This is a genomic window from Sphingobacterium spiritivorum (genome assembly GCF_016724845.1).
GTDB classification, from domain to species: domain Bacteria; phylum Bacteroidota; class Bacteroidia; order Sphingobacteriales; family Sphingobacteriaceae; genus Sphingobacterium; species Sphingobacterium spiritivorum_A.
The window spans coordinates 1,519,043-1,542,308 of sequence record NZ_CP068082.1 but is presented as its reverse complement, the minus strand read 5'-3'; the positions used below and the strand labels follow the sequence as shown (position 1 = coordinate 1,542,308).

Sequence of the window (23,266 nt, the reverse complement as noted above, 5' to 3'; positions counted from 1 at the left end):
GCTTAATAATATATGGCAAGGATAGCAGGTATAGATTTACCTAAAAACAAAAGAGGTGTGATCGGCCTTACTTATATTTTCGGTATTGGTCGCCAAACAGCGGCTTATATCTTAGATAAGGCAGGAATCAGTGAGGACGTTAAAGTTCAGGACTGGAATGACGATCAATTGGCAGCAATCCGTACAATCATCAATGATGAATTGAAGGTTGAAGGTGCTTTACGTTCAGAAGTTCAATTGAACATCAAACGTCTGATGGATATCGGTTGTTACCGTGGATTACGTCACCGTAAACATTTACCTGTTCGTGGTCAACGTACTAAAAACAACACCCGTACCCGTAAAGGTAAACGTAAGACAGTTGCAAACAAGAAAAAAGCTACTAAATAATAATTAAGAAATGGCTAAAACTAAAAAAGCTACAAAAAAACGTATCGTTGTTATTGAGCCTGTTGGTCAAGCTCACATTAACGCAACGTTCAACAATATCATTGTAACTTTGACAAACAACCAAGGTCAGACTATTTCTTGGTCAAGTGCTGGTAAGATGGGCTTCAGAGGTTCTAAAAAGAATACTCCGTATGCAGCTTCTCAAGCAGCTTCTGACTGTGGTAAAGTTGCGCATGACCTGGGATTGCGTAAAGTTGAAGTATTCGTTAAAGGACCTGGTGCAGGACGTGAGTCAGCAATCAGAACATTACAAACTGTAGGAATCGATGTGACTACTATCAAAGATATCACTCCACTTCCACACAACGGTTGTCGTCCTCCAAAACGTAGAAGAGTTTAATAATTTTAAAGATAAGATTCGTCAGCTATAGGTTGACTGATACTTTAAACGAAACAAAAAATGGCTAGATATACAGGACCTAAGTCCAAAATTGCCCGTAAATTCAGAGAGCCGATCTTCGGCCCAGATAAAGCGCTAGAAAAGAAAAATTATCCTCCAGGCCAACACGGTCCATCAAAGCGCAGAGGAAAACAATCTGAATATGCTATTCAGTTGTTAGAAAAACAAAAAGCAAAATACACTTACGGTGTATTAGAGCGTCAGTTTTCAAACTTATTCGTGAAAGCTGCAGCTAAACAAGGTATTACAGGTGAGAACTTCTTGAAATTGTTAGAAGCTCGTTTAGATAACACTGTATACCGTTTAGGTATTGCACCTACTCGTGCTGCTGCCCGTCAGTTAGTATCTCACAAGCATATCACTGTAAACGGTGGTGTTGTTAATATTCCTTCATACAGTCTGCGTCCGGGTGACGTAATCGCTGTACGTGAGCGTTCACAGTCTCTAGAAGCTGTAACTACTTCTGTTGAAGGAAGAAAGATTAACAAGTTTGCTTGGTTAGAGTGGAATGCAAATGAATTCAAAGGTACTTTCTTAAGTTACCCTGAAAGAACTGATATTCCAGAGAACATCAAAGAGAACTTAATCGTAGAGTTATACTCTAAATAATAAATAAAATAGGATCATGCATAATCATTCGGTTATGCATTATCCTATTTGTATACATAAGTATTATTACAAATAAAACTTTAATAGAAATTAAATGGCAATTTTAGCATTTCAAAGACCGGATAAAGTTATCATGCAAAAATCTACTGATTTTGATGGTACGTTCGAATTTCGTCCATTAGAACCAGGATTTGGCGTGACAATTGGTAATGCTTTGCGCCGTATTTTATTGTCCTCATTAGAAGGATATGCAATTACGTCGATAAGGTTTTCAGGAGTTTCTCATGAATTTTCTACTATTAAAGGTGTAGTAGAAGATGTAACTGAGATTATCTTGAACTTGAAGCAGGTTCGTTTCAAAAAGACTGGTGAACAAGGTGATAGCGAAAAAATATTTGTAGTAATCAATGGGCAAGAGCAATTCTTAGCCGGTGATATCACTAAATTCTCTAACAATTTTACAGTTCTTAATCCTGATTTTGTTGTTTGCAACATGGATAGCTCTGTTACTATTGAAGTTGAATTGAGCGTTGCTAAGGGACGTGGATATGTTAATGCTGAGGAGAATAAAGTAACGGACGGACCAGTAGGTCTGATCGCGATCGACTCTATCTTTACTCCGATTAAGAATGTTAAATATACCATTGAGAACTACCGTGTAGAACAAAAAACTGACTACGAGAAATTGTTGTTAGACATCACTACTGATGGTTCTATCCACCCAGAGGATGCTTTGAAAGAAGCAGCTAAGATTTTGATCCAACACTTCATGTTATTCTCTGATGAGAATATGCTATTGGAATCTCAAACAAAAGAAGAGACTAAAGTAGTAGACGAAGAAATCTTACATATGCGTAAGATTCTTAAAACTGAATTAGTAGATCTTGATCTTTCAGTTCGTGCATTGAACTGTCTTAAAGCTGCTGACATTCGCACATTGGCAGAGTTGGTTACATACGACGTTGCTGATATGTTGAAATTCAGAAACTTTGGTAAGAAATCTTTAAGCGAAATCCAGGAATTGGTAAAATCGAAAGGTTTATCATTCGGAATGAACTTGTCTAAATTCAAGTTAGACGAAGAATAATAATTAATTTAATTAAGCGACCTGTTGCATAATTCCCCTTTGCGGGATAGAAGAGCCTGAGGAAACAATAAAAGATAATTTTTATAATACTCTTTTTAATATTCCGGGACTTTATTCAGAAAAAGGACGGTATGCATAAACAACATTAAAAAAATGAGACACGGAAAAAAAGTAAATCACTTAGGCCGCACTGATAGCCATAGAAAAGCGTTATTAGCAAACATGGCTACATCATTGATCAAACACAAACGTATTACTACTACTTTGGCTAAAGCTAAAGCATTACGTACTTATGTTGAGCCTTTGATCACAAAATCAAAAGACGATACAACTCACTCACGTCGTACAGTTTTCTCTTACCTGAAAGATAAAGATGCTGTCACTATCTTATTCCGTGAGATCTCTGAGAAAGTAGCAAATCGTCCGGGTGGTTACACACGTATCATCAAAATGGAAAATCGTCTGGGTGATAATGCTGAAATGGCATTCATCGAGTTGGTAGACTATAACGAAGTATACGGAGCAACAGCTGCTACGGAAAAGAAAACTACTCGTCGTCGTGGTGGTAAGAAAAAAACTGAAGCTGCAGAAGGAGCTACTGAAGAAAAAACAACAGCGAAAAAAGCTGCAAAAGCAGAAGTTAAAGCTGATGATTTGACTATCGTAGAAGGTATCGGTCCTAAGATCGCTGAGATCTTGGTGGGTGCAGGTATCGACACATTTGCAAAATTAGCTTCAGCAGAAGTTTCTAAAATCGAAGAATTACTAGCTGAGGCTGGGTCGAACTACAACACTGCAGTTCCTACTACATGGCCTGAGCAAGCACAATTAGCTGCTGATGGTAAATTCGAAGAATTGGAAAAACTTAAAGCAGAATTAGACGGCGGCAAGAAAGCTGAATAATTTCAAGCCATAACGGTACATAAAAAAGTCCTCTTATATTCAAGAGGACTTTTTTTGTGTCTTTAATTGTCCTCAATTAGTTTTTACTTATTTATATTTGTATCTCATTCTGGGGTGGGTACATCCTTATTTTTACTTAAATCATAAATGGACTTATTTAACGTTTATCCCATTAATCCGATCAACATCGTAAAAGCAAAAGGTTCTACGGTGTGGGATGCAGCAGGAAATGCTTATTTAGATCTGTATGGTGGACATGCAGTCATTTCTATTGGACACACTCACCCACATTACGTGCGACGATTGACGGATCAGCTTAATGAGATAGGTTTTTATTCCAATTCCGTTGAAATCCCGATTCAAAAGGAGCTGGCGCATTTACTGGGAGAGGTGTCCGGCAAAACAGACTATCATCTGTTTTTGTGCAATTCAGGAGCTGAGGCAAATGAAAATGCATTGAAACTGGCTTCTTTCTATAATAAACGTAAAAAGGTAATCTCCTTTACCAAGGCATTTCATGGACGTACATCTCTGGCGGTGGCTGCGACGGACAATCCGAATATTGTAGCTCCTGTAAATGAAACGGATAATGTGGTCTTTCTTCCGTTTAATGATGAACAGGCTCTGCAGCAAGCTTTTGACTCCTATGGAGATGAAATATCTTCTGTGATAATAGAAGGCATACAAGGCGTTGGAGGTATACAGGAAGCTTCTGTTCCATTCCTGAGATTGATCAGATCTTTATGTGATCAGCATAATGCGGTATTCATAGCAGACGCAGTGCAGTGTGGCTATGGACGTACTGGATCTTTTTACTCGCATGATTATGCCGGTATCGACGCGGATATATATACTATGGCCAAAGGTATGGGGAATGGTTTTCCGATAGGTGCGATCAGTATTGCTCCGAAGTTCAAAGCTGTCTTTGGTATGTTAGGCACTACATTCGGTGGAAACCATCTTGCATGTGCAGCCGCAGTGGCTGTGCTAGAGGTAATAAAGCAGGACAACCTGTTAAAAAATGCGGAAGAAGTAGGTCAGTATCTGATAACAGAGCTGAAGGAAATAGACAGGATCAAAGAAGTAAGAGGAAGAGGTTTAATGATTGGTATAGATCTTCCGGAAGAATTGTCTACGCTCAAAAAAGAACTTCTGGAAAAAGAGAAAATCTTTACCGGTGAAGCTAAACCGAATGTGATCCGTTTACTTCCTGCATTGAACATAACAAAAGCGCATGCTGATCAATTTTTGGAAGCATTTGACAGAAGATTAAAAGCCCTTTAGAATAATAGCATATGAACAAGTTTTTTTCAGTAGACGATATCCCGAATCTCTCCGAGGCTGTTAAGGAAGCATTAGCTTTAAAGGCTAATCCAAATGCCAATGAAGAGCTGGGCAGACATAAAACACTGGGCTTAGTTTTTCTAAATCCGAGTTTACGTACCCGTTTGAGTACCCAGAAAGCAGCAATGAACCTGGGTATGAATGTCATGGTCATGAATATGGATAAAGATGGCTGGGCTTTAGAGACACAGGACGGTGTGGTAATGAATGGTACTACGGTAGAGCATATCCGTGAGGCAGCTGCAGTCATGGGTGAATATTGTGATATACTGGGACTGCGTTCTTTTCCAAAGTTGAAAGACAGAAAAGAAGATTACAGCGAAGATCTGTTCAGCAAGTTTATGAAATATTGTGCTGTACCCGTTGTTTCTTTGGAAAGTGCAACCCGACATCCTTTACAAAGCCTGACAGATCTGATTACGATCGTAGAACATTGGAACAAGCCGGGTAAACCGAAAGTCGTGTTGACATGGGCTCCTCATGTGAAAGCATTGCCACAGGCTGTGCCTAATTCATTTGCGGAATGGATGTGCAGAGCTCAGGAAGAAGGTCTGTTAGAGTTTACGGTTGTACAACCGGAAGGCTATCAGCTCGCGAAAGAATTTACGGAAGGAGCTACTGTTTCTACCAATCTCAAAGAGAGTCTTAAAGATGCGGACTTTGTATATGTCAAGAACTGGTCTTCATATGAAGATTACGGCAAGGTATATCCGATAGAAGAAGACTGGATGATGGATAATAAGAAGTTAAAACTGACTAATGATGCTAAGGTAATGCATTGCCTTCCGGTAAGACGTGACCTTGAACTGTCTTCCGAAATTTTGGACGGACCCAATTCTCTTGTTATTAAAGAAGCAAGCAACAGAGTATGGGCTGCTCAGGTAGTTATCAAAAGAATGTTGGAAAATTTAAAGAAATAAAACGAAAGCAATAAGTAGACTATGGGGGTTAGTACGCTGAATATTATAAAGATTGGTGGTAATGTAATTGATAATGAGCAGGATCTGAATGATTTTTTGGAAAAATTCTCTGCGTTATCCGGAAAAAAAATATTAGTACACGGTGGTGGAAAGATCGCTACAAGATTGGCTACAGAGTTAGGGATTGAAGCTAACCTGATTGATGGCAGAAGAGTTACTGATGCTGAAATGCTGAAAATCGTCACAATGGTTTATGCAGGTCTTACCAATAAATCCATTGTCTCTAAACTACAAAATTTGAATTGCGATGCATTAGGACTTAGTGGTGCTGACGGAGATACGATCCGTACGATGAAGCGACCTGTCAAAGACATCGATTATGGATTTGTTGGAGATATCATGCACGATTCCATCAATACAGGTTCCATAAAGAAAGTATTGGAAGCTGGGTTTGTACCTGTTTTCTCTGCTATCACGCACAATGGTGTCGGACAGTTGCTGAATACGAATGCAGATACCATTGCATCCGCTTTGGCAGTTGCATTGGCAGATTTGTATGAGACTTCGCTGATTTATTGTTTTGAAAAGAATGGTGTATTACGGGATGTGACAGATGAAAACTCTGTTTTTGAACGTATAAGTGCCAAAGATTTTGAACAACTTAAAAAAGAAGGCGTGATCCATACCGGAATGATTCCTAAATTGCAGAATGCCTTTGATGCTATCCGTAAGGGTGTAAAGCATGTATACGTAGGTAATGCAAATAATCTGCATCTGTTTCAGCAGAGCCATTTCGGGACCTGCCTGGTCGCTAAATAAGAAATAAATCAACCTACAACCATGAGTAAAATAACAATTATCGGAACAGGAAATATCGGGCTTTCCCTTGCAAAAGGGCTCGTTAAATCAGGAGCTTATCCGGCTTCTGCTATTACATTGACGAGAAGATCGTTGTCCGCACTGGATAAAGAGAAGCAAGAAGGCTTCGGGGTGAGTGATAACAATGCTGCAGCTATTGAAACTGCGGATATTATAGTTCTTGCGGTCCTGCCTCAGCAACTCAGGAAAGTGATGGAGGAGCTGGAACCAACTATCGGTGCTCACCAGCTTATTGTTTCTGTAGTTTCAGGCGTGTCCTGTGCAGATGTGAAAGCGATATTAGGCAGTACTATACCTGTGGTACGTGCTATGCCAAATACCGCAATTGCTATCGGGCAGTCTATGACTTGTATCGCTACCGATAATGCCAGCGAACAGCAGTTGGAACAGGTGCAGCAACTCTTCGAAACGGTAGGAGCTGTAGTGGTGATCAACGAAGATCTGATGACCTCTGCCACAGCTTTGTGTGCCTGTGGTATTGCGTTTTTCTTACGAAGTATACGTGCAGCATCCCAGGGTGGTGTAGAAATCGGATTTCATGCGCATGATGCTTTGAAAATGGCTATTCAGACTGCCAAAGGTGCTGCTGATCTTTTACTGCAGACACAAAACCACCCTGAAAGTGAGATTGATAAAGTAACCAGTCCCAAAGGCTGTACAATCGCAGGGTTGAACGAAATGGAACATAATGGATTCAGTTCTGCTTTTATAAAAGGGATAAAGCTTTCTGCTGCCAAAGCCGGCGGATTATATAATGAGTAATATGCTGACCCTGATCGATAAAAGTATTCGTCTGTTGCAGGAGCTGATTCGTATTCCGTCTTTAAGCAGGGAGGAAGCCGATACTGCAGATCATATTCAACGCTATCTGGAGTCATATGCTGTAAAGACGCATCGAAAGGGAAATAATATCTGGGCATATAACCGCTTTTACGATGCCGGTAAGCCTACTATTTTGCTGAATTCACATCATGATACAGTAAAACCGAATCCCGGATATTCCAGAGATCCTTTTCAGGCTGAGATTATCGGTGATAAACTTTTTGGTCTCGGGAGTAATGATGCAGGCGGTTGTCTGGTATCTCTTATTGCCGTATTCCTGCACTTTTATGAACAAAAGGATCTGCGATATAATTTTTGTTTCGCAGCGACAGCAGAGGAAGAAATCTCAGGACTCAACGGTATATCTGCTATCGTAGAAGATTTGGGAAGTCTGGATTTTGCAATAGTAGGTGAACCTACACTTATGGATCTCGCCATTACCGAAAAGGGCTTGATGGTGCTGGACTGTGAGTCAGAGGGTGTAGCCGGTCATGCTGCAAGGGAAGAAGGTGTAAATGCTATTTATGAAGCAATGCCGGATATCGAATGGTTCAGAACTTTTCGTTTTCCTAAAGAATCAGAAAGTCTGGGTCCTGTAAAGATGTCAGTTACTCAGATAAATGCGGGTTCCCAGCATAATGTAGTGCCGTCAACCTGTTCTTTTGTGGTCGATGTGCGTACGACTGATGCTTACAGTAATGAAGAAACGCTGGCCATTATTCAGCAACATGTACGATCATCTGTCAAAGCAAGATCTACACGTCTTACTTCTTCTTTTATTCCTAAAGATCATCCGGTTGTGAAAGCCGGTACAGCATTAGGACGCCATACGTACGGTTCGCCGACGATGAGCGATCAGGCATTATTACGTATACCTTCTTTAAAACTGGGACCAGGGGATTCTGCACGTTCGCATATGGCAGACGAATATATTTATGTCCATGAAATAGAACAGGGAATTCCTCTCTATATACAGATATTAGATCAAATCGTACATTAAAAAAAGCGCCATTAATATTTACTAATGGCGCTTTTTGGATGTATTTCTTTTTTTAGATCAGACTGATCTGTCTCTTAATACTTTCCTCCAGCGAGATGATAGTCTCTGTGCGCTGAATACCTTTTACAGATTGAATATCCTCATTCAGGACTTTACGTAAGTGTCCGGTATCCCGGCAGATAATTTTCGCAAAGATACTGTATTGACCTGTACAATAATGTAACTCAACTACTTCTTTGATTTTCTTTAATTGTTCTACAGCATCGGCATATTGAGATCCTTTATCCAGATAGATACCTAAGAATGCAGTGATATCAAAACCTACTTTTTGAGGATTGATAATCAGATTAGAACCACGGATGATTCCAAGTTCTTCCATTTTTTTCATACGAACGTGTATGGTTCCGCCGGAAACAATTAATTTTTTAGCTATTTCGGTGTACGGAATCGAAGCGTCCTCCATTAATATGGACAAGATCTGGATGTCTAGTGTATCTAAATCGTAGTTGGAATAATTATTTTCCATAAATCCTGTATTTGTGTTTAAAATATGTCTTTGTTAAGATCTTTATATATGTGACAGGATGAAAGATCGTAGATTTCTACGGCTTTCATCACAATTAAATTGTAAGTTTTTCATTCAAAAATATCCTGGTCTATATGTGGTTAGTACTACAGGTGATTGTTTTTAAGTCCCTTTCAACTATAGCGTATTCTTTTTTCAATTCTTTTATTTGATATTCTTGATAATTTTACAAAAATAATAAGATTTTTGGTTATTGAGGTATTAATTTCATAATTAATATGTCATTAGTTTAAAAAAATTACTAGTAGTCCAAGTCTATTAAATCAGTATATTTATAAAAAATACAGGCATGGAATACGATGACGTAAAGATATCAAGGAAGAAGCCGATATTTCCGGTAGGATCCGGACTGCATAAATATCTGAAAATGTACCAACGGGATGGTAAATTGCCTATCGCCTATAAAGATTTATTAACGTTTACAGAAACCGTTCCCGTAATGGATAAATACGGAAATGATACCTTTTGGGAAACACCCCTGTATCCGCCGTATTTACAGGATCAGTTGTATGAAGGACTCAAAATAATCTATGCACAGCTCAAAGCTTCCGGAAATACCCGAATAGTCCAGCACAAGTATATAGATCGTATAGAGTACTGCGCATTCGGAAATACGAGACCTTTCCGTATCCGTATTGTCAATCGGTTGAACGATGTATACGATTACTTTTATATAAAGCAGGCGGATGCCTCGCGCATCTATGGATTGGAATTAGAGGAAATCTTGTCTCCCAATCAGGTCAATTATCTGGTTGATCACGAAACATTGGTCGAAGAGCATATTGTAGGTATTCCCGGAGATGTATTTACTAAATCCCGAATGTACTCCCCGGACTATAATATGACCCGTATTGCCAAGGAATTTGTAAAATTCAATGAAAGATGTATTATTACCTTACTTGGAGATATGAGGGCTTACAATTTTGTGATGCAGATTACACCAGATTTTGACGATTTCCAGTTCCGTATACGGGCAATAGATTTTGACCAGCAGTTTTATGAGGGCAATCCTAAAGTATATATGCCCCAGTTTTTTAAAGAAAATTTCCCGTATGTGAAGATCTGTATGGATTATCTCAATGACCGCACTGTATCTCAGTATCAACAGGAAGAGCGATCATCTATTGTACACAGGGTAAGAAGCGAGCGTCATCGTATCGCAGACCTGCGTGATGCTTCCAAGACCCAACAACTATCTTCAGTAGAGAATATCAACCGTCTGAAAGAGGGATATGCCGAATTTCACGATAATAAGCAGTATCTCAAGTGTAAGTCTATGACAGATATCATAGAGCTGAATGTGAAGAATGTGATCCGGCAGGTACAGTTATAAATCTATTTGACACGTTTTTCGTTGTCTTTGATAAAAGCTTCCCATCCGCTGTAACTTTTTGATGTTCCGGAAGAAGACGTATTTTGTTGGAAAGAGTGGCAGACCGCAACTGCCAGGCCATCTGTGGCATCAAGAAATTCGGGAGTTTCGTTAAAGCTCAGTAAAGTTTTTAGCATGGCTGCGACCTGTTCTTTTGTCGCATTACCATTACCAGTCACGGATTGCTTTATCTTACGGGGAGAATATTCGAAGATAGGAATATCATGATTCAGTGCTGCTGCCATAGCTACCCCCTGAGCACGACCCAATTTGAGCATCACCTGAATATTTTTACCATAAAAGGGAGCTTCAAGGGCTACACAGTCAGGTTTGTATTCTTCGATAAGAGCAGAAGTCTTCTTAAAGATACGCTGCAGTTTCAAGGCATGATCGTCAAGGTGTCCCATTTTAATAACACCCAGAGAAATAAGGGATATTTTTTTGCCGGTTTCCTTTAACAATCCATAGCCCAACACCACAGTTCCCGGATCAATTCCCAGAATAATACGCTCTTTAGTCTTTTCCTTTTGCATGCTGGTACAATATTACGTTTTTCTTTTGTGAATTAACTTAACGGGATGTCATTAAAAATTAGTAAAATTGTGCCGTTCGCAACAAACTATTTTGACAAATAATACCCGGAAATATCTCAATTTAATTATCAAGATTGCTGTTCTGCTATTAGCGGGGTGGTATATATATTCTAAAGTCAGCAATCAGCATAATCTTTATGAATTCAAGCTCCTGATGAAAGGACTGGACAAAAATCTGGTTACCGGAGTATTGATTGCTGTTGTTTTCCTGATGTTCTGCAACTGGTTTCTGGAGATTGTAAAATGGAAGTTTATCAGCCGGCGTATCGAACAGATCAGTTGGTGGAGGGCAACGGAAGCTGTTTTTTGCGGTCTTACATGGGCTATTTTTACACCAAACCGGATAGGAGAGTATGGCGGTAGGGTGATGTATTTAAAAGCAGAAAACCGTGCATCCGGAGCAGTAGCGATGGGAGTCGGGCATTTTGCCCAGCTAGTACTGACCAGTATATTCGGGGCGCTGAGTATTGCCTGGTTTATGACGACATTTCTTTCTTTACAACCTGGGATGAAGATTCTTGCATGGGCGGCAGGAATAATCTATTCAGCTGTGTTTCTCCTAATTTTCTTCAATGTACACTGGGTGGACAAACTGGTTCGCAGAATTAACTTTCTTAAAAAAATACAACCTTTTTTTTCCGTTCTCGAAGACTATAACAGACGTGAACTTTTTGTTATTCTTGGGCTGTCATTATCCCGGTTTATTATCTTCACTTCACAATATATCATCCTGATGGAAGTAATTCTTCCGGATTTACCATTTTTATCAATGGTTTTGATGATTTTTATCTTGTTTTTTATACAATCTGCCGTACCTTCGCTTGATTTATTTGATTTTAGTGTCCGGAGTTTTGTTGCCAGTAATTTATATAGTTACATTACTACACAGGAGATTGCTGTTATGGCCATTGTTTCCTGTATCTGGTTTGTCAATCTGATTTTACCGGCGATTCTGGGCTCATTTTTTGCAATAAAAGTTAATTATTTAAGTGATAACAAGTCTTAGCGTTTTTCTCATTATAATGACCATCGTGTATGTCGCTTTAGTGCTGTATATGCGTAATGGATGGGCTTCTATTTCTACGTTTGTGACTTCGGATGCCACTCCTTCTACAACTGTTTCGGTATTGATTGCGGCACGCAATGAGGAACAGGTCATCGAGCGTACCATCAATTGCTTATTGAATCAGGATTATCCTAAGGAATTGTTGGAAATCATTGTTATCGATGATCATTCAACAGATCGTACGGCTGAGATTGTGAGGCTCTATGCCGTTAAAGGGGTGAAATTGCTGCAGATGAATGAGAGTGATAAACTGAATTCATATAAGAAGAAAGCTATTTCTAATGCTATTGATATTGCACAGGGTGAAATTATTGTCACTACAGATGCCGACTGTCGGATGGGACGTCACTGGTTGTCTACCGTGGTCGGTTTTTTTGAGGAATATGATTCCTATATGGTTTCATCACCTGTTGTGTATTCGGAAGAAAAGAATCCGTTTGAAGAAGCACAGACTCTGGAATTCCTCTATCTGATAGGATTAGGAGCTGCAGGTATCTGTAATGGTCATCCTACTACCTGCAATGGCGCAAATCTCGCGTATAGAAGAGATGTATTCTATGAGATGGATGGTTTCAAGGGTATTGATGATCTGGCATCAGGAGACGATGAACTGCTCTTGCATAAAGTTGCCGAAAAATATGCTGATAAAATTGGATTCTGTAAATCGCCTGCAGCTATCGTATATACAGATGCTAAGCCTAATATGGCATCTTTTATCAGTCAGCGTAAGCGTTGGGCTTCCAAAAGCACACGCTATAAAAATAAAAGTGTGATCGTATTAGGGGTGAGTATCTGGCTGTTCAATCTGGCCATGATCCTGAGCGGATTACTGGCATTTCTGTTCCCCTCAACCTTAGGTGCGTTGATCTTTGCCGTTATTTTAATCAAGTTTGCTGTCGAATTATACTTTATGAGACCTTTATGTGAATTTGCTAATCGTACAGATCTCTTAAAGTACTTACCTATACTCACTGTCGGACACATTATATACCTTGTGTATATCGGTGTTGCCGGTAATATAGGTAAATACGATTGGAAAGGACGGATAGTTAAATAGGATTTAACTTCCCTTTACCTTAGCGCGAATTGCCAATTCAGCCTCTTTCACGATTTCTTCAGCAGTCCTTCCTGCCGGTTCTATAGGCTGGAGAATTTCCCACGACATTTTTGTAAAAGGATTCAGCGGAAACATACCGTACTTTACCATTTCATATGAACCATTTATTGCGATAGGGACGACCAGTGCGGTTGGATTTTTCTTTAATATAGTCGCAATACCTCCTACAGAGAACTCTTTCATTTTTCCGGTTTTGGTACGTGTACCTTCCGGGAAAATAAACACAGACCAGTTTTTGGTCTTCATATTGTTGGCTAATTTTAGAATTTCACTGATAGACTGTTTTGAATCTTTTCTGTCAATATTGGCGGCGCCTCCATATTTGAGATTATAGGAGATACTCGGAATATTAGCCTTTGCAAGTTCAATCTTCGAAATAAATTTAGCATGATATTTACGAAGGAAGAAAATCATCGGAGGAATATCGAACGGACTCTGGTGATTGGCAACAAAGATAATAGGCTGTCCTGTAGGGATATGATGCTCATTAATAAATTTTACAGGATTGAAAAGTAGAAAATTGTCACTCAATAGCGTAAAATTTAACAGATCTACACTGCGTTTGTGCGCACTATATCCGCCTAATTTCAGACATAGCCATTGGATAGGGTGAAATATAACCAGTTCCAGGGCAAAAAATAAATAAAATATAGGTGAAAGAATATATCCAAGAACTTTTCTCATTTGTTGTGTGTATTTAATGCTGCAAACTTAGATAAACTTGCTTTTATATGCAATTATAATAATAGAGCAAGTATACGCAAGTTACTGATGTAAAATTCAATTGCCAACGTTAAAGTATGAATGACAAAAGAGAATGTAATGACTGTAATATTGAGTTTTTGTTATTATAAGTTTATGTATTGTTTTGAATTATTTATATATGTATTAATAATATTCATTTTTATATGAATAAAGTTTATATTTGTATCAATAATTATAGATACAAAAGTCAATATAGTATTACCTGAGTTGTTTGAGAAGAACGATTAGTGATTTCCGAACCATACAGTTATGATTTAAAAAAATAGAATGAAAAAAATACCTGTTACCTGTCCCAGCTGTGATGCCAAGCTTAAAGTATCCAAGCTAGTTTGTGAGGCTTGTGAAACAGAAGTTGTTGGCAAATTTTCACTTCCTGTTCTTATGCATCTTACCGTTGAGGAGCAGGAATTCGTACTGGGATTTCTGTATAACTCCGGCAGTCTGAAAGATATGGCCAGAGATCTGGGAAAGAGTTATCCTACAGTACGTAATATGCTGGATGATCTGATTCAAAAAATAAAAAGTTTAGGATATGAGCAGTAAGTTTAAGGAAGTACAATCTTTTTCACAATGGTGGCTGTGGATATCTCTGTTAGCTTTATTTATTCCTATATATAGTGCCGGTGCATCCCTGTCTTTTTCGGAAAATTGGTACAAGATGCTTATGGAAATTTTGACTTATATACCATTCTATATCTGGTTGGCACTGGTTGTGTTTTTTGTGGCGATTAAGTTGCGGACAGAAATTAGTGATAATGGAATATTCGTAGACTTCAAACCATTCTTATGGAATAAAACCTACAGGTTTGAAGATATCCATACGTATAAAGTCGTGAAATACTCCATTTTTGATTATGGAGGCTGGGGTATGCGGATTTCATCCGCCGGAATAGCCTATACTACAAAAGGTAAATACGGGCTTAAAATTGCCTTGAAGAATGGAAGTCAGATCTTAATAGGGACGCAGCGCCCGGAGGAGCTAAGCAAAATTATGGATGAATTTCTAAAATCTAAAAAAGCAGATGAAAGCAGGTAAAATATATCTTAAACCTTTTGATGATTTTTCTGAAAGATCATTATTTATTACGGGTGTCATTTTTTACTTTTTGGGAAGTCTGTTCGCCTATTTTTACCACATTAAGTATAATGGTTTTATTAATATACGATTTGGTGAAAGCACAGCATTATACTTTCCGTTTATTAATAATTTAGTTAATACGGTACTTCCTTCGGTGATATTGTTTTTGTTTGCGAAAATGATATACGCAAAAACAAGGTTTATTGATGTCCTCAATACAGTTTTGATAGCAAGAATAGTTATTTATCTGACCTCAGTTCTTGTTGTACTGGATAAATCCAAATCTGCTACCGAAAAAATTACCAAAGCAGTTGCAGCCGGAGATATAAAGCTGGAAACAGTTTCGAAATTAGATCTGTTTTTAGTGATATTTATTGGCCTGTTTTCGTTGTTGATAATGATCTATTATTTCTATATACTTATTCAGGGTATGAAAGTTGCAATGAATAATAAAAAGATAATTGTCAATGGAGCTATTGTGATTATTTTTTTAATAGCTGATTTGATTGTACAATTTTATTTTCCGTATTTCTAATGAATATTATAAAGTATATATATACTCTTTTCTTTATTTCGATGTTACCTGTAGCTTTCGGGCAGAATATCATAGGTACCTGGAAAGGTTCTCTGGATGCTTCGGGGCAGGAAATTCCTTTGGTTTTTCATATCCACCAGAGCAATGGCAAATTCTCCGGAAAAATGGATAGTCCACGACAAGGAGCAATAGGATTACCGCTCAGTGAGGTATCATTCGAAAAGAATCAGGTTACCTTTAAGATGGCTTCTGCCGGAATAGTATTTCAGGGAGAGCTCAGCAAAAATGTAATCACAGGATTGTTTCAGCAGGGGGGAGGTAATATTCCGCTGCGTTTGACCAGAAGTCTGGATACAGTTACTGTAATAAAGCGTCCGCAGGAGCCGGAAGGTCCGTTCCCGTACAAAGAAGAAAATGTGACCTTTGAAAATCCTGTATCCAAAGTAACATTGGCGGGTACTTTAACCCTACCTGCAAAGGGCCGGAATTTTCCGGCGGTTGTTCTGGTAACAGGAAGCGGACCGCAGAACCGGGACAGTGAGCTGTTTGGCCATAAACCTTTTAAGCTGATTGCCGATTATCTGACCCGCAGGGGATTTGCAGTACTGCGCTATGATGACAGAGGAGTAGGATCATCTACCGGATCATTTGGTACAGCTACGACACGTGACTTTGCAAATGATGCCCGCGCTGCAATCAATTTTCTGAGAATACGTACAGATATCAATATCCGAAAGATAGGAGTCATAGGACATAGTGAAGGAGGGATGATTGCACCTTTATTAGCATCTGAAGATAAAGATATTGCATTCATCGCTATGCTGGCGGGACCTGCTATTGCTATAGATTCATTAATGGTTTTGCAGAATTATGCTATTGGAAAAGCTTATGGCATGTCTGAAGAGAAGCTGCAACAGGCAAAGGCGCTCAATAATCGTGTATATAAAGTTTTGAAAAGCAATCTTTCGGATGAAGAGGTAAAGAAACAACTGGCGGATGTTGCAGCCAATGATAAAGCGCTTTCTGAATTTACATCCAAATGGTTTCGGTATTTCATCCGTTTTGATCCCGTTCCTGTATTGAAAGCAGTCAAATGTCCTATATTCGCAGTATATGGCGGAAAAGATTTACAGGTTCCGGCTGAACAGAATCTCAATTCGGTGTATAAAATTTCGGAAGCCAATAAACATAAGATGGATTTCATAAAAATGTATCCTGACCTTAACCATCTTTTTCAGCATGCACATACAGGATTGATAAATGAATACGGGGAATTGGAAGAAACATTCAGTGAGGATGTCCTTAAAGACCTTTTTTCCTGGTTAAAACAGGTTACGAAGTAGGTTCCCGCATAATTGATGACTGTATTATTGATGTGACACATAGATAAATTACATATTTTTACTACAACGTTGTATATGTGTCTTTAGATAGAGTAACCAAGTTTTTCATTCATAAGATACGAATCCACATACAATGGGTTTGCCGGCTTTATTTTCGAATAGATGTTGGGTTGATTATATTTGTTAGTCAAGAATATGGCTCAATTGCATCGAATGAGCCATATGAGAAAAACCTAATAAATAACATATACTGATATTAAAAATGATGAAGCTGAAACATTTCTATTGCCTGCTCTTGCTGACAATTTTTTCACAAGCAACTTTTGCCCGGGAGGTTATTCCGTTTAATAAAGAGTGGTCATTCAAGAAAGGACCTTTTACAACCGATCCGCTACAATATGCTGATATATTCACAGGTAAATGGCAAGCCGTTTCAGTACCTCACACCTGGAATGCTGTAGATATGCAGACTGTGAAAGACAAGTTTTATACAGGTGATGCGTATTACAGAAAAGCATTTAAAGCCGATCCTTCCTGGAAAGGAAAGCGTGTATTTATTCGTTTTGAAGGTGTTAATACCAATACAGAAGTTTATCTCAATACTGCTCCGGTTTCATTTTCAGCAGAAAAGAATGACGTCGTTTACAATAATTCGACTGTAAATGGTAAGTACAATATTGTAGGCAGACATAACGGGGGGTATTCCGCATTTACGTTAGAATTGACGGATATGTTGAAATATGGACAGGAAAACGAAATATTAGTCAAAGTAAATAATGAAGCACGTCCGGATGTTATTCCGGTAAATCATACGTTATTCCCGATGTACGGCGGTATCTACAGACCGGTTGCATTGATCGTTACGGAAAAAGTCAATATAGCGGTCAATGACTTCGCATCTCCGGGGATCTACATACGACAGGAGAATGTTTCGAAAAAATCTGCCGATGTAGAGGTAAAGGTGAAGCTGGAAAACAAAAATCATGATGCCCAGAAAGTAGAAGTGGTTACAACCGTATTTGAAAGAGATGGTACGGTTAAAGCCAAACAAACCACTCTTTATACGATATTACCGCAGGGAAGACAGCAGGTATTACAACGTATAGCTATCAGAAATCCGCACCTATGGCAGGGTCTGGAAGACCCTTATCTTTACAAGCTGGTCACTCAGGTCTTACAGGCAGGTAAAGTTGTTGATGAGGTTATTCAGCCTTTAGGTTTGCGACATTTTGAGCTAAAAGCAGGAGACGGCATGTACCTGAATGGTATTAAGACTCCGATGTATGGTGTGACTCGTCATCAGGACCACTGGGGCAAAGGATCGGCATTATCCAATGCTGATCATGATCAGGACCTCGCTATTATTAAGGAAATTGGTGCGACTACTATTCGTCTGGCACATTATCAGCAATCTGAATACTTTTACGCCAAATGCGACAGCATCGGCTTTATTATCTGGGCAGAGATACCATTTGTCAACCGTGTGACTACTCAGGAAGAGAATAACGCGAAACAGCAACTGACAGAATTGATACGGCAGAATTTTAATCATCCTTCCATTTACGTCTGGGGACTGCACAATGAGGTCTACAGCCCGCAGGCATATACAATAGAACTGACGACCAAGTTGAATGATCTGGCTAAAACAGAGGATCCGGATCGTTATTCTGTTCAGGTAAGCGGATACAATGTCATTGATCATCCTGTTAACAATAATGCAGATATACAGGGTATCAACCATTATTTTGGATGGTATAATGGTAAAATACAGGATGTGGAGCAATGGGCAGATAAGATTACGAAGGATTTTGCCGGATATAAAATTATTTTTTCAGAGTATGGAGCTGAGGCAAATCCAAAACATCAGCAGGAAGCAGTAGGAGATATTGGTAATCAATGGTCTAATCCAGCCTTTTTCCCGGAAGAATTTTCAACCAAATTTCATGAGATTCATTGGGGTGTAATAGCTAAACATCCGGTATTTGTGGCCTCATATCTGTGGAATACGTTTGATTTTGCTACACCAATCACTTTTCAGGTAGAGCCACGAAACTATAAAGGAATGGTAACTTTTGACAGGGCATTGAAGAAAGATCCGTTTTACTGGTATAAGGCCAATTGGAGTAAAGAACCGGTACTTTACCTGACACAGCGCAGAGTGGTGGAAAGAGGGAATCAGATTACTCCTGTTACGGTATATTCCAACATCGGTACCCCGCAGTTGTTTGTCAATGGCGAGGAAATTAAAACCTTCCGAAAAGGATATACAGACGTTCACTATATTTTTGAACAGGTAAAATTAAAAGAAGGAGAAAATATTGTGGAAGTCAAGGGGCTGAAAGACGGTAAAGCTTTTGAGGATAGAATAACCTGGCATTATGCAAAAGATAATGCTAAGTCTTCGGAGAAAGACGGACCAAAATCAAATAAATCAGAGCATATCGGTCTCTGATGTAATTCAAACAAAAAGCCAGACATAATCGTCTGGCTTTTGTTTTATTATATGTGCTCTTATTAGGGAGTTGTATTGGATACGGGTAATATTTTACCGTTATAATACTTGCTTCCGTTTTGTGCGAATTCGGCAATATATCTACCCATTTCAAAAGCCAGTGTACCTGCTTCTACGCCAGGAAAGGCTGTCTCAAACATTTCGGTCTGGGATGATCCAAGTGCGAGGCAGTTTACTTTGATACCCTGCTCCTTAAACTCTTCTGCCAGACATTCTGTCAATACGCCGAGAGCACCTTTACTTGCTGAATAGGCAGATAGTCCCGGGAACTTTACAGAACCCTGAAATCCTCCCATACTGCTTATATTGACGATATGCCCTCCGTTTTTCATCAAAGGTGCTACATGCCGGATCATATTTACATGTCCCAATAGATTGGTCTGAAGCATTGTCGCAAAGTCTTCTGCACTGGTTTCCAGAAAAGGCTTGTAAACCAATGCTCCGGCATTATTGATCAGAATATCTACACTGTCAAACTTAGACTGAATAAACGGAATCAATATTTCCGGATAATTATCATATACAATGTCGAATTGAGCCGGATATAGTTTTCCGCCATCGTAATTCAGGGAAGAAGCAATTTCATGTAATTTTCTGAGTTTATCTGCAGATCTTGCTAAAGCGATGACATTATTCTCTTTATTTGCTGTCAGATCGAGGACTGCTTCAAATCCGATTCCGCTGCTCGCTCCTGTTATAACTATATTTGCCATAATAATTTAATCTTCTTCTATTCTGCTCTGCTCAACCTCTTCTGCTGATGGTAACTTTTCTTCTCCAAGACCTTTCGGGTTGAAGACATAATAAGCACCGGACACTGAAACTAAAGCAGAAATAATATAAAATAATAAACTGATCAATACTGCAAGGTGCGAATCCAGATAAAAGATCTTTGCTCCCCACATATACACAATCTCACGCATACCCAGACCTCCCACTGAAAAAGGAATAATAGCAACCAGAGAAGAAGCCAGGAAAAGAAAAAGATAAGGAGAAAACTTTCCTTCAAATCCCAGTGCGTACAGGATCATGATCGCAGATAGAACCTGCATGGACTGCACGCCTATCGCTTTGATATGTGTTCTGAAAAACCGAGGCTTAAAATCCGGAAAAAACTTCCATATTACCAGATAATAGACTATCGTACCCGAGATAAAACATGCTGCTGTAAGTGCGTTTGGTATTTTCAGCTGAGGCATGAAGATAATCAGAGCAGATATAATCAGACATAGCGCCCATAGTCCGCTCAGACGGTCAAAAAACAAAGCGCTTAGTAATTTCCGGCCTTTGATTTTGAATTTTTTACGAAGAAAATAGATCTTATATCCGTCTCCTCCGATACCCCCGGGCAGAAAGAGATTATAAAATAAGCCCAGCTGATACAGTTTGAAGTTGTATTTTTCACTTACGTCCAGACCTATTCCTTTTAGAAAACTAAGTAATCGTGAAGAAGAAATAAAGATAGAAAGGAGGAAGGCTAAAAATGCGAGAAATAAAAATAACGGATTACTATTGCGGATGGCTTCTACCAGGTCTTTTATATCGACTTTGCTGAATACCCAGTATAAAGCTCCTATAGTGACAACAACTTTGAGTATATTTTTAAGGATATTCCAGTACTTCTTTTTGTTCATGTGTATGTAAAACTAATCACTTTCAGAGATTAGCGGCTCAAAGGTAATAAAAACTTAAGGTCCTTTAAAGGAGATTACATATTAAACATTGGATAAATTCGGGTGTAAAGCATAATCAGATACCCGATAAGCATTAATGCTGAAAGTGAAAAAAGCCAGTTGATGTCTGTTTTTTTATACTTCTCTTTAAGCATGGTTATCAGCAAAATAACGAATATGGTGAAAAGTAAAAATGGGAATACCAAAAACCATTTATGCTCAAAATATACATAAGATTTGTCCAGTTGCTGAGATTTTCCGGATAAAAATGGAAAAGCTGCAAGTCCCAGAATGATAATGAACAATCGCAATAAAACTTTTGCAACCAATTTGCTTGTGGTATGATTTTTGGAATGCTCGTTCATGGTGTTGTAATTTGTATATTTGCAAACATACAAAGATTGATTTATATAATTCTTAAACTATGCGTAAACATATTTTGACTTTCGTAGCGATCCTAGCAGGTGTTTTCTTGTTTTCATCGTGTGGAGCACAGAGAAAGACAACGTCTTCTTCAGGTAGCTCAAGTTCTTCCAGTACAGAAGTAAATGACGGACCGAGTGCCTCTCAGTGGAAAGGTGGTGTAAAGGGTACATGGATTCTTAATACCATTACCCGTGAGAACATCCCTGCAGCTTATACCATTAAAACTGTATTTGAAGAAGCTCCTGCAGAGTGCTTTGAAGGAAGTGTATGGAATTTTCCATCGAATGGTAAAGGAAGTATAGAATTTACAGCAGAAGGTACATTGTGTGCTAAAGGAGCTGTACGTAATATTGTATGGTCAATTTATAATCCAGGAAAAATGGGTGGTCAGCCGCAATTTCAGTTCAAAAAAATCTATTCAGGAGATAAGGCAAGAAATGTTACAACAGGATACCGTATGGACCTGTCCTTTTCTGACGGAGAGAAACTAGTGATGAAAATGCCTGTTGATTTGGACAATGGTACAGGTTATTTAGTCTTCAACTTTTCAAAAGCTGTAAGATAAATAGCTGATAACAGATAATAATACAAGGAACGCAGGCGCTACATGGCCTGCGTTTTTTTGTGCTTTACTGTCTGTAATTTGTGCAGAAAGACTCTTTTGCAAGTTGTCAGTGCAGAAAAGAAAAAATGGCAGTGGGAGACTAAATTTATTGTTTATTGTGTTGTAACATATATTTTTTGCTTGAATGGCCTAAATTGGAACATTTTTTGCTGTTGTCAAAGATGCAAATCATCCATCTATGAAAGCAGAAATGAATGGTAATTAATAATTATGGAAATGGTAGATGAAGTAAGGGAAAAGGAAAAAGAGGGACAAAGAAAAAGAGATAGTTCAAAGATTTATTTTTTTATAATCGCAATAGCTGCTTTGCTGGCAACTAATATCTATTTCTACGTAAAGTTCAGGTCTTCCGGTGAGAAAGTTTATACACTAACGGTGCAGAAAGAAAGTCTGCAGATTGAGATAGATAGAATAGAAGCAGAATTAGATAATCTGAATGAGGAGAATGTTGCTTTAAGTGAAGCGATGAAAAAATCCGAATTACAGGCACGTAAAATTATTGCAGATCTACGTAAGGAGTTAGAAGCAAATGTGCTGACTACAGAGCAACTCAATCAGGCACGGAAAATAGTAGCTTCCTTAAAAGTTGATGTCTCTGGATTGAAAACGGATATAGCCGATCTGAAAGCGAAGAATGAAATGCTTGAAAAAGAGAATGAAATTCTCAATAGTAAAGTTTCTGAGGGCGAATCAAAAATTAGTGGTCTGACGGCGCATAACTCCGACTTAAAAGATAAAGTAACAACAGCCTCTGCTGTAAAAGTATCAAATATTACTATCAATGGTCTGCAGGAAAAAAGAAAGGGACGTGTAGAAGTAGAGACCAGAGCCAAGCGCGTAGATAAGTTAGAGATCAATTTTACTATAGCGGACAATACGCTGGCTAAAACAGGAGCAAAGGAAATCTTTGTAAGAATTATTAATCCTCAGGGTAATCTTATTGCACAGTCAAACGACATTTTCTACGTACACGGAGAAAAACTGCAGTACACGTTTAAAGAAAGTATCAACTTTACAAACAACGGAGAAGAATACAAGTTTCTATGGCAGGAAGAGAGTAAAGATTTTGCTAAAGGCGCTTATACGATATTGCTCTATGCAGACAATGCTATAATGGGCAGATCCAGTGTAATACTGAAATAATAAAGGCCGTTAGTACAA

At 38.7% G+C, this 23,266-nt stretch carries 26 protein-coding genes; 20 read left to right on the top strand and 6 right to left on the bottom strand.

The window, feature by feature from the left end:
- The first annotated feature begins 12 nt into the window (after nucleotides 1-12).
- The 10 genes from rpsM to I6J03_RS06350 all read left to right on the top strand — a co-directional run bounded on the left by rpsM (nucleotide 13) and on the right by I6J03_RS06350 (nucleotide 8,414).
- On the top strand, nucleotides 13-390 hold the full coding sequence (gene rpsM, locus I6J03_RS06395) for a 30S ribosomal protein S13 (RefSeq protein ID WP_002997453.1): 378 nt from the start codon (nucleotides 13-15) through the stop codon (nucleotides 388-390).
- A gap of 10 nt (nucleotides 391-400) precedes the next feature.
- Nucleotides 401-790 (top strand): 30S ribosomal protein S11, encoded by a 390-nt coding sequence (gene rpsK / locus I6J03_RS06390; RefSeq protein WP_002997450.1) that lies wholly within the window; start codon nucleotides 401-403, stop codon nucleotides 788-790.
- A 60-nt stretch (nucleotides 791-850) separates the two neighbouring features.
- Entirely contained in the window at nucleotides 851-1,459 is a 609-nt protein-coding gene (gene rpsD, locus I6J03_RS06385; RefSeq protein ID WP_003008506.1) for a 30S ribosomal protein S4, read from the top strand.
- Nucleotides 1,460-1,553: 94 nt separating this feature from the next.
- Complete coding sequence (locus tag I6J03_RS06380) at nucleotides 1,554-2,546, top strand: DNA-directed RNA polymerase subunit alpha (RefSeq protein WP_003008503.1); 993 nt, start codon at nucleotides 1,554-1,556, stop codon at nucleotides 2,544-2,546.
- Nucleotides 2,547-2,699: 153 nt separating this feature from the next.
- On the top strand, nucleotides 2,700-3,449 hold the full coding sequence (rplQ, locus tag I6J03_RS22785; RefSeq protein WP_003008500.1) for a 50S ribosomal protein L17: 750 nt from the start codon (nucleotides 2,700-2,702) through the stop codon (nucleotides 3,447-3,449).
- Nucleotides 3,450-3,596: 147 nt separating this feature from the next.
- Nucleotides 3,597-4,733, top strand: a complete 1,137-nt coding sequence (locus I6J03_RS06370) for an aspartate aminotransferase family protein (protein ID WP_003008497.1) — start codon at nucleotides 3,597-3,599, stop codon at nucleotides 4,731-4,733.
- A gap of 11 nt (nucleotides 4,734-4,744) precedes the next feature.
- Nucleotides 4,745-5,713, top strand: coding sequence for a Rossmann-fold NAD(P)-binding domain-containing protein (locus I6J03_RS06365; protein ID WP_003008494.1), 969 nt, complete (start codon nucleotides 4,745-4,747; stop codon nucleotides 5,711-5,713).
- Nucleotides 5,714-5,734: 21 nt separating this feature from the next.
- Entirely contained in the window at nucleotides 5,735-6,532 is a 798-nt protein-coding gene (gene argB / locus I6J03_RS06360) for an acetylglutamate kinase (RefSeq protein WP_003008492.1), read from the top strand.
- A gap of 21 nt (nucleotides 6,533-6,553) precedes the next feature.
- Complete coding sequence (gene proC, locus I6J03_RS06355; RefSeq protein ID WP_003008489.1) at nucleotides 6,554-7,354, top strand: pyrroline-5-carboxylate reductase; 801 nt, start codon at nucleotides 6,554-6,556, stop codon at nucleotides 7,352-7,354.
- Nucleotides 7,347-8,414, top strand: coding sequence for a M20 family metallo-hydrolase (locus I6J03_RS06350; protein ID WP_003008486.1), 1,068 nt, complete (start codon nucleotides 7,347-7,349; stop codon nucleotides 8,412-8,414). Before proC ends, I6J03_RS06350 begins: the two co-directional genes overlap by 8 nt.
- A gap of 52 nt (nucleotides 8,415-8,466) precedes the next feature.
- Here I6J03_RS06350 and I6J03_RS06345 read toward each other — a convergent pair whose 3' ends face one another.
- Nucleotides 8,467-8,940, bottom strand: coding sequence for an Lrp/AsnC ligand binding domain-containing protein (locus I6J03_RS06345; protein WP_002997421.1), 474 nt, complete (start codon nucleotides 8,938-8,940; stop codon nucleotides 8,467-8,469).
- A 349-nt stretch (nucleotides 8,941-9,289) separates the two neighbouring features.
- Here I6J03_RS06345 and I6J03_RS06340 point away from each other — a divergent pair, with 349 nt between their 5' ends.
- Nucleotides 9,290-10,333: a hypothetical protein gene (locus I6J03_RS06340; RefSeq protein ID WP_003008483.1), complete on the top strand. Its 1,044-nt coding sequence runs from the start codon at nucleotides 9,290-9,292 to the stop codon at nucleotides 10,331-10,333.
- A gap of 2 nt (nucleotides 10,334-10,335) precedes the next feature.
- Here the strand turns inward: I6J03_RS06340 and ruvC are convergent, their stop codons facing one another.
- On the bottom strand, nucleotides 10,336-10,905 hold the full coding sequence (gene ruvC, locus I6J03_RS06335; protein WP_003008480.1) for a crossover junction endodeoxyribonuclease RuvC: 570 nt from the start codon (nucleotides 10,903-10,905) through the stop codon (nucleotides 10,336-10,338).
- Nucleotides 10,906-10,996: 91 nt separating this feature from the next.
- On the opposite strand from ruvC, the gene I6J03_RS06330 reads away from it, so the two are divergent.
- Together I6J03_RS06330 and I6J03_RS06325 are read left to right on the top strand one after the other, a co-directional pair.
- Entirely contained in the window at nucleotides 10,997-11,971 is a 975-nt protein-coding gene (locus I6J03_RS06330) for a lysylphosphatidylglycerol synthase domain-containing protein (protein WP_003008478.1), read from the top strand.
- Nucleotides 11,972-11,987: 16 nt separating this feature from the next.
- Complete coding sequence (locus I6J03_RS06325) at nucleotides 11,988-13,088, top strand: glycosyltransferase family 2 protein (RefSeq protein WP_201694235.1); 1,101 nt, start codon at nucleotides 11,988-11,990, stop codon at nucleotides 13,086-13,088.
- Nucleotides 13,089-13,091: 3 nt separating this feature from the next.
- On the opposite strand, the gene I6J03_RS06320 is transcribed toward I6J03_RS06325, so the two are convergent.
- Nucleotides 13,092-13,832 carry a lysophospholipid acyltransferase family protein gene (locus I6J03_RS06320; RefSeq protein ID WP_003008468.1) on the bottom strand — a complete coding sequence of 247 codons (741 nt, stop codon included), beginning with the start codon at nucleotides 13,830-13,832 and terminating at the stop codon, nucleotides 13,092-13,094.
- A 348-nt stretch (nucleotides 13,833-14,180) separates the two neighbouring features.
- Between I6J03_RS06320 and I6J03_RS06315 the strand changes: the two genes are divergently transcribed.
- From I6J03_RS06315 to I6J03_RS06295, 5 genes are all read left to right on the top strand, one after another.
- Complete coding sequence (locus I6J03_RS06315; protein WP_003008465.1) at nucleotides 14,181-14,456, top strand: DUF2089 family protein; 276 nt, start codon at nucleotides 14,181-14,183, stop codon at nucleotides 14,454-14,456.
- Nucleotides 14,446-14,949, top strand: a complete 504-nt coding sequence (locus I6J03_RS06310) for a hypothetical protein (RefSeq protein WP_003008461.1) — start codon at nucleotides 14,446-14,448, stop codon at nucleotides 14,947-14,949. Before I6J03_RS06315 ends, I6J03_RS06310 begins: the two co-directional genes overlap by 11 nt.
- Nucleotides 14,936-15,526, top strand: a complete 591-nt coding sequence (locus I6J03_RS06305) for a hypothetical protein (RefSeq protein ID WP_003008458.1) — start codon at nucleotides 14,936-14,938, stop codon at nucleotides 15,524-15,526. The genes I6J03_RS06310 and I6J03_RS06305 overlap by 14 nt, the downstream gene beginning before the upstream one ends.
- Entirely contained in the window at nucleotides 15,526-16,869 is a 1,344-nt protein-coding gene (locus tag I6J03_RS06300) for an alpha/beta hydrolase family protein (protein WP_003008455.1), read from the top strand. Before I6J03_RS06305 ends, I6J03_RS06300 begins: the two co-directional genes overlap by 1 nt.
- A 262-nt stretch (nucleotides 16,870-17,131) precedes the next feature.
- Complete coding sequence (locus I6J03_RS06295; RefSeq protein WP_003008450.1) at nucleotides 17,132-19,321, top strand: glycoside hydrolase family 2 protein; 2,190 nt, start codon at nucleotides 17,132-17,134, stop codon at nucleotides 19,319-19,321.
- A 62-nt stretch (nucleotides 19,322-19,383) separates the two neighbouring features.
- Here I6J03_RS06295 and I6J03_RS06290 read toward each other — a convergent pair whose 3' ends face one another.
- The 3 genes from I6J03_RS06290 to I6J03_RS06280 all read right to left on the bottom strand — a co-directional run bounded on the left by I6J03_RS06290 (nucleotide 19,384) and on the right by I6J03_RS06280 (nucleotide 21,419).
- On the bottom strand, nucleotides 19,384-20,094 hold the full coding sequence (locus I6J03_RS06290) for an SDR family NAD(P)-dependent oxidoreductase (RefSeq protein WP_003008447.1): 711 nt from the start codon (nucleotides 20,092-20,094) through the stop codon (nucleotides 19,384-19,386).
- A gap of 6 nt (nucleotides 20,095-20,100) precedes the next feature.
- Nucleotides 20,101-21,015 (bottom strand): lysylphosphatidylglycerol synthase transmembrane domain-containing protein, encoded by a 915-nt coding sequence (locus tag I6J03_RS06285; RefSeq protein ID WP_003008444.1) that lies wholly within the window; start codon nucleotides 21,013-21,015, stop codon nucleotides 20,101-20,103.
- Nucleotides 21,016-21,089: 74 nt separating this feature from the next.
- On the bottom strand, nucleotides 21,090-21,419 hold the full coding sequence (locus tag I6J03_RS06280) for a hypothetical protein (RefSeq protein WP_003008439.1): 330 nt from the start codon (nucleotides 21,417-21,419) through the stop codon (nucleotides 21,090-21,092).
- Between the two features lie 59 nt (nucleotides 21,420-21,478).
- Here I6J03_RS06280 and I6J03_RS06275 point away from each other — a divergent pair, with 59 nt between their 5' ends.
- Nucleotides 21,479-22,045, top strand: a complete 567-nt coding sequence (locus tag I6J03_RS06275) for a lipocalin-like domain-containing protein (RefSeq protein WP_003008436.1) — start codon at nucleotides 21,479-21,481, stop codon at nucleotides 22,043-22,045.
- Nucleotides 22,046-22,315: 270 nt separating this feature from the next.
- Nucleotides 22,316-23,248: a hypothetical protein gene (locus I6J03_RS06270; RefSeq protein WP_003008429.1), complete on the top strand. Its 933-nt coding sequence runs from the start codon at nucleotides 22,316-22,318 to the stop codon at nucleotides 23,246-23,248.
- Nucleotides 23,249-23,266 lie beyond the last annotated feature (18 nt).

Excerpts from the sequence above, each read along its gene's own strand:
- rpsM (WP_002997453.1), top strand. The coding sequence starts at position 13 with ATGGCAAGGATAGCAGGTATAGATTTACCTAAAAACAAAAGAGGTGTG.
- rpsK (WP_002997450.1), top strand. The coding sequence starts at position 401 with ATGGCTAAAACTAAAAAAGCTACAAAAAAACGTATCGTTGTTATTGAG.
- rpsD (WP_003008506.1), top strand. The coding sequence starts at position 851 with ATGGCTAGATATACAGGACCTAAGTCCAAAATTGCCCGTAAATTCAGA.
- I6J03_RS06380 (WP_003008503.1), top strand. The coding sequence starts at position 1,554 with ATGGCAATTTTAGCATTTCAAAGACCGGATAAAGTTATCATGCAAAAA.
- rplQ (WP_003008500.1), top strand. The coding sequence starts at position 2,700 with ATGAGACACGGAAAAAAAGTAAATCACTTAGGCCGCACTGATAGCCAT.
- I6J03_RS06370 (WP_003008497.1), top strand. The coding sequence starts at position 3,597 with ATGGACTTATTTAACGTTTATCCCATTAATCCGATCAACATCGTAAAA.
- I6J03_RS06365 (WP_003008494.1), top strand. The coding sequence starts at position 4,745 with ATGAACAAGTTTTTTTCAGTAGACGATATCCCGAATCTCTCCGAGGCT.
- argB (WP_003008492.1), top strand. The coding sequence starts at position 5,735 with ATGGGGGTTAGTACGCTGAATATTATAAAGATTGGTGGTAATGTAATT.
- proC (WP_003008489.1), top strand. The coding sequence starts at position 6,554 with ATGAGTAAAATAACAATTATCGGAACAGGAAATATCGGGCTTTCCCTT.
- I6J03_RS06350 (WP_003008486.1), top strand. The coding sequence starts at position 7,347 with ATGAGTAATATGCTGACCCTGATCGATAAAAGTATTCGTCTGTTGCAG.
- I6J03_RS06345 (WP_002997421.1), bottom strand. The coding sequence starts at position 8,940 with ATGGAAAATAATTATTCCAACTACGATTTAGATACACTAGACATCCAG.
- I6J03_RS06340 (WP_003008483.1), top strand. The coding sequence starts at position 9,290 with ATGGAATACGATGACGTAAAGATATCAAGGAAGAAGCCGATATTTCCG.
- ruvC (WP_003008480.1), bottom strand. The coding sequence starts at position 10,905 with ATGCAAAAGGAAAAGACTAAAGAGCGTATTATTCTGGGAATTGATCCG.
- I6J03_RS06325 (WP_201694235.1), top strand. The coding sequence starts at position 11,988 with ATGACCATCGTGTATGTCGCTTTAGTGCTGTATATGCGTAATGGATGG.
- I6J03_RS06320 (WP_003008468.1), bottom strand. The coding sequence starts at position 13,832 with ATGAGAAAAGTTCTTGGATATATTCTTTCACCTATATTTTATTTATTT.
- I6J03_RS06315 (WP_003008465.1), top strand. The coding sequence starts at position 14,181 with ATGAAAAAAATACCTGTTACCTGTCCCAGCTGTGATGCCAAGCTTAAA.
- I6J03_RS06310 (WP_003008461.1), top strand. The coding sequence starts at position 14,446 with ATGAGCAGTAAGTTTAAGGAAGTACAATCTTTTTCACAATGGTGGCTG.
- I6J03_RS06305 (WP_003008458.1), top strand. The coding sequence starts at position 14,936 with ATGAAAGCAGGTAAAATATATCTTAAACCTTTTGATGATTTTTCTGAA.
- I6J03_RS06300 (WP_003008455.1), top strand. The coding sequence starts at position 15,526 with ATGAATATTATAAAGTATATATATACTCTTTTCTTTATTTCGATGTTA.
- I6J03_RS06295 (WP_003008450.1), top strand. The coding sequence starts at position 17,132 with ATGATGAAGCTGAAACATTTCTATTGCCTGCTCTTGCTGACAATTTTT.
- I6J03_RS06290 (WP_003008447.1), bottom strand. The coding sequence starts at position 20,094 with ATGGCAAATATAGTTATAACAGGAGCGAGCAGCGGAATCGGATTTGAA.
- I6J03_RS06285 (WP_003008444.1), bottom strand. The coding sequence starts at position 21,015 with ATGAACAAAAAGAAGTACTGGAATATCCTTAAAAATATACTCAAAGTT.
- I6J03_RS06280 (WP_003008439.1), bottom strand. The coding sequence starts at position 21,419 with ATGAACGAGCATTCCAAAAATCATACCACAAGCAAATTGGTTGCAAAA.
- I6J03_RS06275 (WP_003008436.1), top strand. The coding sequence starts at position 21,479 with ATGCGTAAACATATTTTGACTTTCGTAGCGATCCTAGCAGGTGTTTTC.
- I6J03_RS06270 (WP_003008429.1), top strand. The coding sequence starts at position 22,316 with ATGGAAATGGTAGATGAAGTAAGGGAAAAGGAAAAAGAGGGACAAAGA.